The sequence below is a fragment of the Fructilactobacillus sp. X7R9C1 genome, from assembly GCF_059901005.1.
On sequence record NZ_JBWXVG010000003.1, the window covers coordinates 159,615 to 171,915 of the forward strand.

Below are 12,301 nucleotides of genomic sequence, written 5' to 3' on the forward strand. Positions count from 1 at the left end.
ATTCTTTTTATTTTTCAGTTGAAGTTTTGTTTTTCATCATTTTATGCCAGTAATAAACTGGAATTCCTATTAAAGTGGCTATGATACCAATGATAGCCAAAACGGTTTGGGTTAGGATCGTTGAAATTAAGATAAAGATTCCCCCGACTAGTGCGAGAATTGGGACAATTGGATACCAAAGTACTTTATATGGGCGAACCAACTCCGGTTCACGTTTTCTTAAAATGAATAAAGCAACGAACAAAAGGCAGTTAAATATCCACATCACGAAAACTAACATGTCAGTTAGCATATCAAAACTACCCATGAAAATCATAATGACAGCAATCATAAACATAAATAATCCCGAAATATAGGGAGTAGCAGTGTGTTTAGAAAGTTTTGCAAAGTATTTACTAAATGGTAATTGATCGTCTTTACCCATTGCATACGGAACTCTGATCCCGGTTAAGATGTAACCATTCATAGCGCCATAAACGGAAATTAAGATGCCAATGGTCACTAGTTTTCCGCCAATGCCACCAAATAGTTTCATGGCAACTTCATAGGCGGTGTTTTGATTTCCTGCAATTTGGTCAAGTGGCATATTTTTTAAGAAAACCCAGTTTACCAAAACGTAGATGATCATAATAAAAGTTAAACCCAAAATAATGGCCTTAGGAAGGTCCTTTTGGGGATTTTTCATTTCGCCGGCGATGCTTCCGATGTTGATCCATCCATCGTAGGCAAACATTGTGGCCAGTAATCCGCCACCAAAAGCAGTTAATAGGTTAGTGGAGCCATGGTTTTGGATTGGAGGCCAAAAAGATACGTCGACGTGACCCGGGAGTAATAGTCCAGCAATTACAATGATAAAGATAGGAATTAATTTGACAATTAGTGTCAAAGATTGGACTCTTCCGGCTACTTTTGATCCTAAAAGGTTAATTAACGTAACACTTAATGCACAAATAATTGCAATGGTAATTGAGAGTGATGTTGATAAGTGAAACAAATTAATTAGTTGAGTGGAGAAAACAATTGAGAGAGCCGCTAAGTTGGCCGGAAAATACACAAGAATTTCGGCCCATCCCAGTAGGAATCCAGTTAGCGGTCCATAAGTATATTTTAAGTATTGAATGGTTCCTCCAGTTTTAGGAATGGCCGCAGCCAATTCTGAAACCGTTAGTCCACCACAAATTGTTAAAAGACCACCAATGATCCATGCTAGGATGGTGAGAGTAACAGAATGAGTATTAGATACGACACTGGCAGTTTTGAAAAAGACTCCAGCACCGATCACGGTTCCCATGACAGTTGACAGGGCAGCACCGATTCCAATGTTTTTCTTTAAGTTGCTTTGAGGCATTTGATCCACTCCTTTTTGCGTAATGGTTAATTATAGCATGGGGCCAAATCGAAGTCAGTACATAAAATAAAAAAGCATCCAATTGGATGCTTTTTAGTGATATTGATTTAGTCTTCGTCTTTTGGACCGGTTTTCCAATCATTTTCATGTTCACGTTGGTAATTGGCAATGTTTTTGTATTCTGGTTGAAGATGACGACTTAAACGAATGTAAATTGGGATCAATTCACGATAAGCTTGGTAATTCTTTGGATTTGGTTTATGAGTATTGGTAACCCCAACAAACTTGCTGACGTCGTAAAGGCTGTCAATCATGCCTAAACTGTACATTCCAAGGGTAGCAGCTCCAAGAGCCGTACCTTCGAAGCTTTCTGGAATGTTGACGTCTTGTTCAAAGATGTCGGCTAACATTTGGCGCCAAAGTTCTGAACGAGCAAAACCACCAGTTGCTTGAATACTCTTTGGTTCGCCAACAACTTCTTCAAGAGCTAACATAACGGTGTAGAGGTTATACACGATTCCTTCAAGAGCAGATCGAATCATGTGAGCACGAGTGTGTTTTCTGGTCAGACCGAAGTATGTTCCACGAGCGTCGGCATCCCAGATTGGAGCTCTTTCACCACCCAAGAACGGTAAGAAGATTAACCCTTCGGATCCTGCTGGAATCTTAGAAGCAATTTCAGTTAGAAGATCGTAAGCATCAATATTCATCTGTTCGGCAGTGACTTTTTCTGGCAAGCAAAGTTGATCACGAACCCAACGGAAGACAATTCCACCGTTATTAACGGGTCCACCGACAACCCACATATTCTTAGCTAGGTAGTAACAGAATACACGACCCTTAGGATCAATCGTTGGCTTGTCGTTAACGACACGAACGGCACCAGAAGTTCCAATTGTGACAGCTACTACACCTGGTTTAATGGCGTCTACCCCTAAGTTAGCCAGAGGACCGTCAGAAGCACCAATGATAAATGGTGTATCTTTATCAATTCCAATTTTATTGGCGTATTCTTCGTTTAAGCCCTTTAATTGATAAGTGGTGTCTACTAATTCAGGCAGTTGATCACGCTTGATGCCAGCAACTTTTAATGCTTCATCGTCCCAGTCCATGTCAAAAATATTGAATAGGCCAGTTGCATTAGCGATCGAATAGTCTTCTTTTAGAACCCCAAATAATTTATAGTTGATGTATTCTTTAACACCAACAAAATAACGGGCTTTTTTAAACAATTCAGGTTTTTCATTTCTGAGCCACATGGCCTTTACAAGTGGTGTCATTGGATGAGTTGGAACACCAGTCTTTTTGTAAAGTTCCATTCCAATGCCGTTTTCTTTTAATTTATCTGCGTATTCAACGGCACGATTATCTGCCCAAGTGATTGCGCGGGTGAGCGGCTTGTGGTTCTCATCCAAGAGGATCAAACTGTGCATCGCACACGAATATGAAACTCCCTTGATGGTGTCTTTTTTAGGGTCTACTTTTTTAAGAACATTTTGTAGACCTTGAATCATCGCTGAGAAAATCTCCTCTGGATCTTCTTCTGCCATGTCGGCAGTGTCTTGATACAAAGTATATCCATCGTTTGAATAACCTTTAACTTCACCTTTGTCATCGTATAAAACGGTTTTGACACTTGTAGTTCCGATGTCGACCCCAATTACGTTTTCCATTATAATCTTTCCCTTCCATGCTAGTTGATGCACTCTATGACAGATTTCATGCCAACTTTATTAAGTGATCGAGTAAAAAAATTATACTACTTATAACGCTTTCATTATATTGAAATCAACGTTTGAATTCAAGCGAATATCAATAAATAGTGATAATATTGATTTATAATTATACTAATTATAAGAAATGATTGAGGAGGTCCAAATGACTGAGATTAACCGGTCCAACCTTCGAAAAAAAGCAAGAAAAGAAAAATTAACTAGGTGGGCATTAATTGGACTGGTTAGTGTACTGCTACTAGTTATCGTTATTTCCATTTGGATGTACTTTGCTCATAAAAATCGTGATCGCGAATTACTTTTGAAAAAGTATCCAGTTCAGGGTGTGACGGTAAATCAAGACGATGGGTACATCGATTTTACGGCACTTAAACAGAAAGGCCAAAAGTTCGTGTACATTCGTTCTACTCAAGGAGCAAGCTTTGCTGACGATAATTTTGACAATAATTACAATCGCAGTCAGGGATCTGGTTTAAAGATTGGGGTTTATCATACCTATGGATTTAAGAGTAGTATTGAGGACCAAGAGAGTAATTTTATAACTCAAGTCAAAGATAATACCGGGACGCTTCCAATCGTCATTCAAGTTCAATATTACTATCCGTATGATGAAAACAACGTGAATTTAAAGCAACAAAAGAAACGGATTAATGAATTCGTTCAGTTTTTGTACCAGAGATACGATCGACCTGTTATTATTAATACTAACGAGAAGATGTACCGAGAATTTAGATCAATTCCACATGCCGCTTTTTGGTTAAATAGTGAAAGCGATGCAAAGAAACCGCACGTGCGCTTTATCAACATGAATTCTTCCGATCATTTAAACATTGATGGACAGAAGGGAAGCTTTGATTCCGTAGCTTTTAATGGGAACCAGAAGCAGTGGAATCAGTATCTAGGTCAGGTAAATATTGTGAATAATGAAGAAGTACAATGGGAGAATTATAATGATTAAATTAGGAATAATTGGAACTAACTGGATCACACAAAAGTTTGTTGATGCTGCTGTTAGTACTGGCAAGTATAAGTTGAACGCTGTTTATTCAAGAAAATTAGATACGGCGCGGAAATTTGCTCAGCCAAATGATTGTGACAACATTTTTGATGATTTACAGGTTTTCTTTGAATCTGACAAATTCGACACCGTTTATATTGCTTCACCAAATGCCATTCACTATCAACAAGTCATTGAAGCACTTAAGCATGACAAGAATGTCATTGTTGAAAAGCCTGCTTTTATTGGACCATATCAATTCCAATCTGCCATCGACACGTTAAAGCAACATCCCAAAGCTCGCTTAATGGAAGCAGCACGGAACATTCACATGCCCGCTTTTAAAGCGGTTCAAGATCAAATTGATGATATTAAAATTGATGGGGCAGAATTTACTTTTAGCAAATATTCTTCTCGCTACGATAAGGTTCTTAAGGGTGAAGTTCCGAATGTCTTTAACCTTCAATTTGGTGGCGGAGCCTTGGAAGACCTCGGAGTTTATCCTGTGTATGATGCCGTTGCTCTATTTGGATTACCAAGAACACAGATGTACTATCCTAAATTCATTGAAACCGGAGCAGATGGTGGAGGGGTTGCAGTTTTAAACTATGGTACATTTGATGTTACTTTAAACTTTAGTAAGGTGACTACTTCGTATCAACAATCAGAGATCTACTGTGGAAAGCAAACGGTCTTAATTGATAATGCTGGTGAGTTTACGGCAGCTAAATTAATGAATGAGGGTAAAGAAAGTGAGATTTCTCCTCTTTATACCGACAATCCGATGATTCCAGAAGCAAATGATTTTGCTGAAGTCATAAATCATCCAGGGAATCCTGTTTACGAAAATCGATACGTTGGAGGACTGAATTTAATGCAGAAAGTTAATGCTTTAATGGGACGTCTTGCTGATAGTGCTGGAATTCATTATTTACAAATAGGAGAATAGTGTGCTCGAACAATTTGTTAAGCGTTTTGAAAAATTAGGATATGAAAAACAGACCCCAATCCAAAAAGCAGTCTATGCACCGATGATTGAGGGTGAAAATGACATTGTCGCACTATCACCAACTGGTTCTGGCAAGACCGTGGCGTTTACAATGCCGATTTTGGCTAATTCGATGCCAGGGGTTGGCACACAGGTCATTGTGATCGAACCTACTCAAGAACTGGCGATGCAAGTGGCAGGTGTGATTAGAGATTGGGCGGTTTCTTTTAAAGTGAAAATTTTGCCATTGATTGGTGGAGCAAACGTTAAACGGCAACAAGAACAGTTAAAAAAACATCCAGAGATTGTTGTGGGAACTCCCGGAAGAATTCTTAGCTTGATTAATGAACGAAAATTAAAGGTTAATGACGTTGAAACAGTGGTCATTGACGAAGCTGATGATTTGCTCAACGATACTTCTTTAGATCAGGTTAAAAATATTATTGCTGCAGTTCCAAGAGATGCTCAGGCTGCCTACTTTTCTGCTACAGACACTGATGTTTTGTATCATCTAAAGGAAAAAATGGGTAAAAGTGCCGACATAATTGACGTTAGGGATGTTGATCAAACCAGGGGTAAGGTAACCCATGGCCTCTTTCAAATTTCGCGTGCCAAACGAAATGAGATGTTAAACCGGTTATCTAAAATGCAAGGATTTAAAGCATTAGTATTTTTTAATCAGACTGATACGCTTAATCGGGCTTTTAATTTCTTCAAACACGAGGGGAATGCTAAAGTTCAAAAATTAACTGCTGGTGAAAATAAACAGAGTCGCAAAAAGGCTCTGGATGATTTTCGTTTGGGAAGAATCAAATTATTATTAACGACAGACGTGGCTGCAAGGGGACTTGATATTACCAAGTTACCAGCTGTGATTAATTATGATTTGCCAAATGAATCGAATACCTACATTCATCGTGTTGGTCGAACGGGCCGAATGGGTGAGCCAGGGTTAGTAATTAATTTTGGAGATGACCATGATCTTCGCGATTTAAAGCACGTTTTAGATAATAGTGAATACGATTTAAAACCGATTTATTATTTCAACGGCAAGATTGTTGATCACATTGATGACTCACAGTTAGAGCATCAAAAAGAAATCAAACAACAGGCACTGACTAAAAAAAGACAGGTGCACGAAGCTATCCAGGCTAAACCAAAAAAGAATAAACACCGAAAACGAAAACAAAAAGATAAGGGTAAACCAAGTAGTCATAAAAATCACCATTAGTTTGTTTCTTTACTAAATTTTTTATTCGTGAGAGAATAGAAAATGTTTTTGGCCCCATAGCACAACTGGATAGGGCAACCGCCTCCTAAGCGGTCGATCTCAGTTCGAGTCTGAGTGGGGTCATCTATAAGCGTTAAAACACTTCATTTAAATGAGGTGTTTTTTATTTGGGCAAATGTTGGTGATGACAATTAATTAATTGATTTTTGGGCTTATGGGCGATTATAATGAGTTCTGCACGGATTTACATTTTAGGAGGAAATTATATTGAATATTTTAATTGCTTTACTCCCAGCGTTAGGGTGGGGGCTCCTTCCTATTGCAACTGGGTTAATCGGTGGTAAGCCAGTTAATCAGTTGATGGGAACTACATATGGAGCGTTAATCATTGCCATCCTTGTGTTTATTTTTAAACAACCAGTGATCACCATGCAGGACTTTTGGTGGTGTTTACTTTCAGGGATGGCTTGGGCAGTTGGTCAAATGACTCAGTACATGGCCTTTACTCAAATTGGTGTATCACGAACGATGCCAATTTCAACTGGTTTGCAGTTAGTTGGTACTTCAGTTACCGGAGTAATCTTCTTTGGTGAATGGGCTGGCTTAATTCCCAAGCTAGCTGGTTTTGGATCAATTATTTTGATTATCATTGGGGTCTTACTAACAACTTTGAAAGACAATGGCAGTAATGAACCCAAGACGGCTGAAGAGAATGCCGCTCAGCATACTCGGAATGGTTTAATTCTGTTAGTAATTGGCATGTTTGGATATATCGGTTACTCTGATTTTCCAAGGATTGCTAATACCAATGGTTGGTCAGCCTTTCTGCCCCAGACGATCGGAATGGTCATCATGGGAACGATTTTTGTTATTATTAGTGCTTACAAAACCAAGGTTAATCCGTTTAAACAAGCTGTTTCATATAAAAACATTATTACCGGATTTTTGTTCGGATTTGGTGCCTTCTTCTATCTAATTTCGACTGAATTAAACGGAGTGGCCACTGGATTTACGATTTCACAGATGTGTGTTGTCATTTCAACCTTTGGTGGAATTATAATTCTTCACGAACACAAGACAAAGAAAGAACTAGTATTTGTCACACTTGGAATGATTTGTGTCATTCTTGGTGGTGTCATTACAAGTTTTATTTAAAATTTTATCTTTTCAAAAAAGGACACATTTGGTGTCCTTTTTTGTGACTTTGAATATCGGTTTGATTTAAAAGGTAGTATATTGAACTTGAAGAGAATTATTAGAAATTATTTTAATTCGGGAGATTAAGTTTGAATATTTTAATTGCATTATTACCAGCTATTGCTTGGGGTATCTTACCAATTTCAATCGGTTTGCTAGGTGGAAAGCCAATTAATCAACTAATGGGTTCTACATATGGAGCCATTTTAATTGCTGTTATTGTCTATTTCATTAAGCAACCAGTGATTTCAAAAGAAGTTTTTTGGCTTTGTCTTCTGTCTGGGATGGCATGGGCAATTGGACAATATACTCAGTACACTGCATTTTCACTGATGGGAGTTTCGTTGTCCATGCCAGTGTCAACTGGTCTTCAGTTGATTGGCAATTCATTAACTGGAGTAATTGTTTTTGGTGAATGGGCGGGTTTGATTCCAAAGTTAGCTGGATTCGGATCGATTATTTTAATCATTTTGGGTGTTTTACTAACTACCAAAAAAGACAGAACGTTAGCACCAAAAACTGAGGAAGAAAAGCAACAGGTTAATATTAGAAAGGGTGTTTTAGTTTTAATCATCGGAACTTTTGGGTATGTTGGCTATTCGGCATTCCCAAAAGTTGCTAATACGAATGGATGGGCAGCGTTTCTCCCTCAAACCATTGGAATGGTCGTGATGGGAACTATCTTTGCCTGCTTTATAATATTTAAAACCAAGGTTAATCCGTTTAAAGAAGTGGCTACCTATAAAAATATTATCAGTGGTTTCTTGTTTGGATTTGGTGCTTTAACCTATTTGATTTCAACCGAATTAAATGGAGTAGCAACTGGATTTACGATTTCGCAAATGTGTGTTGTCATATCAACCTTTGGTGGAATCATCTTTTTACACGAACACAAAACTAAAAGAGAACTTTTATATATTACCATTGGAATGATTTTCGTCATTATTGGAGGAGTCATTACTAGTTTTATTAAGTAAAAGAAGAGGTGGCTGATGCTATTTTGAAGCTTAATTTTAAAAGATGGTGTTGAAAACTGGCATGAAACCGTATACAATTAATTTATAGCGTTGTTTTAATTTAATAATTGGAAAGAGGAAAAGAAATGTCATACATGCCCTTCATAGTGTTGATTTTAGGAATCGCACTTCTCCTTTTCATGATCATCAAACTTAAGCTAAATACTTTTGTTTCCTTGATCATCACAGCTATTTTAGTTGCGCTTGGATTAGGAATGAACCCAGCATCAATTGCCGATGCCATTAAGACTGGTATTGGTAGTACATTAGGTGAATTGGCCATCGTCTTCGGATTCGGTGCCATGATCGGTCGTTTGGTTTCTGATTCTGGTGGTTCGTATCGAATCGCCAAGACGCTGATCGACAAATTTGGAAAGAAGCGATTACAGATTGCAATCGTAATTGCTTCGTTCATTATCGGAATGTCATTGTTCTTCGAAGTTGGATTGGTATTACTTACCCCAATCGTCTTCGCGGTTGCCCTTGAAGCCGATGTACCATTTGTTTATCTAGGAATTCCAATGGCTGCTGCATTGTCAGCAACCCAGGGATTCTTACCACCACAACCTGCTCCAACTGCTGTTGCCACAGCCTTGGGCGCTAATATTGGTGAGGTATTGCTCTTTGGTATCATTGTTGCAATTCCAGCTGTTTTAATTGCTGGTCCTGTCTTTACGAAGTTTGCTGAGAAGTTTGTTCCGAGCGCGTTCGTAGTCAAGAAGAGCCTGCCAGCTTTTGGTGAAGTTAAAGAATACAAGTTAGATGAAACTCCTAGTTTTGGTCTTTCGGTTTTAACTTCATTATTACCAGCTATTTTCATGGCGGTTAATACCATTTACCAGTTAGTTTTCCATGGCGGGAAAGCAGTTGCTAAGCCATCAGGATTTGATGCTATTATCTCGATGTTAGGTAACCCAATGATTGCCATGGTAATTGCTTTAGTATTTGCTATCTGGTCAATGGGCTTCCATCGTGGTAAGAAAATGAGTGACGTTTCTAAGAGTATTGAAGCCTCCGTTAAATCAATTGCCATGCTTCTATTGGTTATTGGTGGTGGTGGTGCCTTCAAGCAAGTCTTGATTGATGGTGGTGTTGGTGATGCCGTTAAGAACATCATGATGCACTCATCACTATCTCCAATCATCCTTGGCTGGTTAGTTGCCGTTATTCTTCGTGTATCGCTAGGTTCAGCTACGGTGGCTGGAATGACTGCTGCCGGACTTGTTATGCCACTGATGTCTTCATTGAACGTTAACCCAGTAATGATGGCCTTAGCCATTGGTGCTGGATCACTTGCCGCATCACACGTTAATGATGCCGGATTCTGGATGTTCAAAGAATACTTTGACTTAACTATGAAACAAACTTTCTCAATTTGGACGGTGTTAGAAACCGTGATTTCAGTTGTGGGGCTAATAATGGTCTTGATTCTGAATGGAATTCTTGGAATGTTCTAAGTTAGTTAATAAATTCAAAAAGACTTCACTTTATGATGTGAAGTCTTTTTTGTATAAAAAAGCCACCTATAATTTTATAGGTGGCTACCGGTTAAACTATGCTTCGTCCTTAATGATGTACTGAGGACGGTGTTTCGTTTCTAAATAAATTTTTCCAATGTATTTTCCTAGAATGCCCAAACAGAAGAGTTGGATTCCACCGATTAGGAGAATAATTGATACTAAAGAAGGCCAACCAGATACGGCTCCTCCAAAGAATAATGCCCTGATAACGACAAAAGCAATCCCAACGAGTGAGAGTAAAAATGAGATTATCCCAACGTAAGTGGCAAAGGTTAGTGGAGCATCAGAGAAATCAATAATTCCTTCCATCGAGTATTCTACCAATTGTGAGAAAGACCAATGAGTTTCTCCAGCAGCCCGAGGGACCCCCTGATACTCTAAATATTTGGTGTTAAAACCAACCCAAGCAAAGATTCCTTTTGAGAATCGATTGTATTCTGTTAGTTCATTTACTGCATCGACGTAACGTCGAGACATTAAACGATAATCTCGAACGTTAGGTTTAATTTTAACGTCTGACATTTTATCGATGACCTTATAAAACATCGAAGAACAGAAAGCTCGAACTGGATTCTGCTTTCTGCTTGTTTGGACACACCCAACGCAATCATAGTCCTGGGTCTGAATAATTTTGAGCATTTTAGGAAGTAGTTCCGGCGGATCTTGGAGATCAACGTCCATTAATGCAATGTAATTGCCTTTGGCATTTCTTAGCCCAGCAGCCATTCCAGCTTCTTTCCCGAAGTTTCTTGAAAATGAGATGAAGTGAACGGTGTCAGGATGTTTTTCGTGAAGATTTTTAATGATCTTAAAGGTATTGTCACTTGATCCATCATTTATAAAAAGGTAATCAGGCTCATACTTTTCACCGTCTTTATTCATTTGTGCAAAAACCTTTTCCACAGTTTTGTAGAAAAGTTCAATTGATTCCTGTTCATTATAACAAGGAACAATCAGACTAATTTTTTCCAAAATTAATTACTCCTTAGTACTTGGCAATTAAACTTTTAAATTCAAAAATACATTACCAATTATTTACAGATTGTTTAATATCATTTTATCATTATTTAAAGTGGTTTGGCATCGGAATTGGGTAAATCTTTTGATATACTTAAGGTACTAGGCAAATGGGAGGGATTAAATGTGACCAAACCAATTAAAGTTATGACTGTTTTTGGAACTCGACCGGAGGCCATTAAGATGGCTCCAATTATTTTAGAGATGAAGCGAAATCGAAACAAGTTTAAACCAATCACAGTGGTCACGGGTCAACATCGTGAAATGCTGCAGCAGGTTCTCGATATTTTCAAAATCACTCCCGATTATAATTTAAACATTATGAAGAATGATCAAACACTTGGAGATATTACTGTTTCTGTGATCACTAAGTTAGGTCCAATTATTTCTAAAACTAATCCAGATATTATTCTAGTTCATGGTGATACTACGAGTACGTTTGCCGCTTCAGTGGTTGCTTTTTATCATAAAAAAATGTTAGGTCACGTTGAAGCAGGGCTGCGTACTCATAATAAATATTCCCCATATCCAGAGGAAATGAATCGTCAATTAACGGATGTTTTAGCTGACTTGTACTTTGCACCCACAGAGTTAAGTAAGCAAAATTTAATAAAAGAGAATCATCTGGGGTCAAACATCTTTGTTACCGGGAATACAGCAATTGATGCCCTTCATCAAACGGTTAGTGATGATTATCATCATTCGATCCTAAATGATATTGAACCTGATCATCGGATCATCTTACTTACAATGCACCGACGTGAAAATTTAGGTGAACCGATGAGGCGAACGTTTCAGGCAATTAAACAGGTGGTTGATTCACATCCTGATGTGGACGTGGTTTATCCAGTTCATCTTAATCCAGTGGTTCAAAAGATGGCCCAACAGATTTTTAAGGGTGATTCTCGTATCCATTTGATTGCACCTTTAGATGTGGTTGATTTTCATAATATGGCTGCTCGGAGTTATTTTATTATGTCTGACTCTGGTGGGGTTCAAGAAGAAGCTCCTTCACTTGGAAAGCCCGTTTTGGTTCTTAGAGAATCGACTGAACGCCCCGAAGGAGTTAAAGCGGGCACTTTGAGATTAGTTGGGACTGATCCTAAGGCCATTAAAGATGCGATGGAGGACTTACTTGATAATCCAGATGAATACCGAAAGATGGCTGATGCTCATAATCCTTATGGGGATGGAACGGCAGCTAAGCAAATTTTATCTGCAATTGAGGCAACTTTTAAAGGAGAGTCCTAGCTT

10 protein-coding genes and 1 tRNA gene are annotated in these 12,301 nt (G+C 38.4%); 8 read left to right on the forward strand and 3 right to left on the reverse strand.

The features are described from left to right. Positions 1-7: 7 nt before the first annotated feature. Both AC6UD0_RS03555 and gntK read right to left on the reverse strand, forming a co-directional pair. Positions 8-1,348 carry an APC family permease gene (locus AC6UD0_RS03555; protein WP_500708152.1) on the reverse strand — a complete coding sequence of 447 codons (1,341 nt, stop codon included), beginning with the start codon at positions 1,346-1,348 and terminating at the stop codon, positions 8-10. 107 nt (positions 1,349-1,455) lie between these two features. After that, positions 1,456-3,021 (reverse strand): gluconokinase, encoded by a 1,566-nt coding sequence (gene gntK, locus AC6UD0_RS03560; RefSeq protein WP_500696546.1) that lies wholly within the window; start codon positions 3,019-3,021, stop codon positions 1,456-1,458. 205 nt (positions 3,022-3,226) lie between these two features. Between gntK and AC6UD0_RS03565 the strand changes: the two genes are divergently transcribed. The 7 genes from AC6UD0_RS03565 (at position 3,227) to AC6UD0_RS03595 (ending at position 9,967) form a co-directional block, all read left to right on the forward strand. Next, positions 3,227-4,039, forward strand: coding sequence for a GH25 family lysozyme (locus tag AC6UD0_RS03565; RefSeq protein WP_500693580.1), 813 nt, complete (start codon positions 3,227-3,229; stop codon positions 4,037-4,039). Continuing rightward, a complete protein-coding gene (locus AC6UD0_RS03570) occupies positions 4,032-5,027 on the forward strand; it encodes a Gfo/Idh/MocA family protein (RefSeq protein ID WP_500693581.1) in 996 nt (331 codons plus the stop codon). The genes AC6UD0_RS03565 and AC6UD0_RS03570 overlap by 8 nt, the downstream gene beginning before the upstream one ends. A gap of 1 nt (position 5,028) precedes the next feature. Further along, a complete protein-coding gene (locus AC6UD0_RS03575; protein WP_500708154.1) occupies positions 5,029-6,297 on the forward strand; it encodes a DEAD/DEAH box helicase in 1,269 nt (422 codons plus the stop codon). Between the two features lie 50 nt (positions 6,298-6,347). Then, a tRNA-Arg gene (locus AC6UD0_RS03580) sits at positions 6,348-6,420 on the forward strand. 144 nt (positions 6,421-6,564) lie between these two features. Further along, entirely contained in the window at positions 6,565-7,452 is an 888-nt protein-coding gene (locus AC6UD0_RS03585; protein ID WP_500693583.1) for a GRP family sugar transporter, read from the forward strand. A 131-nt stretch (positions 7,453-7,583) separates the two neighbouring features. After that, positions 7,584-8,471 carry a GRP family sugar transporter gene (locus tag AC6UD0_RS03590; protein WP_500696550.1) on the forward strand — a complete coding sequence of 296 codons (888 nt, stop codon included), beginning with the start codon at positions 7,584-7,586 and terminating at the stop codon, positions 8,469-8,471. Between the two features lie 134 nt (positions 8,472-8,605). Next, positions 8,606-9,967 carry a gluconate:H+ symporter gene (locus AC6UD0_RS03595; protein ID WP_500693612.1) on the forward strand — a complete coding sequence of 454 codons (1,362 nt, stop codon included), beginning with the start codon at positions 8,606-8,608 and terminating at the stop codon, positions 9,965-9,967. A gap of 96 nt (positions 9,968-10,063) precedes the next feature. On the opposite strand, the gene AC6UD0_RS03600 is transcribed toward AC6UD0_RS03595, so the two are convergent. After that, positions 10,064-11,002, reverse strand: a complete 939-nt coding sequence (locus tag AC6UD0_RS03600) for a glycosyltransferase family 2 protein (protein ID WP_500695212.1) — start codon at positions 11,000-11,002, stop codon at positions 10,064-10,066. Between the two features lie 192 nt (positions 11,003-11,194). Between AC6UD0_RS03600 and wecB the strand changes: the two genes are divergently transcribed. Further along, positions 11,195-12,298 (forward strand): non-hydrolyzing UDP-N-acetylglucosamine 2-epimerase, encoded by a 1,104-nt coding sequence (gene wecB, locus AC6UD0_RS03605; RefSeq protein ID WP_500699332.1) that lies wholly within the window; start codon positions 11,195-11,197, stop codon positions 12,296-12,298. The last annotated feature ends 3 nt before the right edge of the window (positions 12,299-12,301 follow it).

Bases quoted from the DNA above. Each gene is read 5' to 3' on its own strand.
- AC6UD0_RS03555 (WP_500708152.1), bottom strand. From the start codon at position 1,348: ATGCCTCAAAGCAACTTAAAGAAAAACATTGGAATCGGTGCTGCCCTG.
- gntK (WP_500696546.1), bottom strand. From the start codon at position 3,021: ATGGAAAACGTAATTGGGGTCGACATCGGAACTACAAGTGTCAAAACC.
- AC6UD0_RS03565 (WP_500693580.1), top strand. From the start codon at position 3,227: ATGACTGAGATTAACCGGTCCAACCTTCGAAAAAAAGCAAGAAAAGAA.
- AC6UD0_RS03570 (WP_500693581.1), top strand. From the start codon at position 4,032: ATGATTAAATTAGGAATAATTGGAACTAACTGGATCACACAAAAGTTT.
- AC6UD0_RS03595 (WP_500693612.1), top strand. From the start codon at position 8,606: ATGCCCTTCATAGTGTTGATTTTAGGAATCGCACTTCTCCTTTTCATG.
- wecB (WP_500699332.1), top strand. From the start codon at position 11,195: ATGACTGTTTTTGGAACTCGACCGGAGGCCATTAAGATGGCTCCAATT.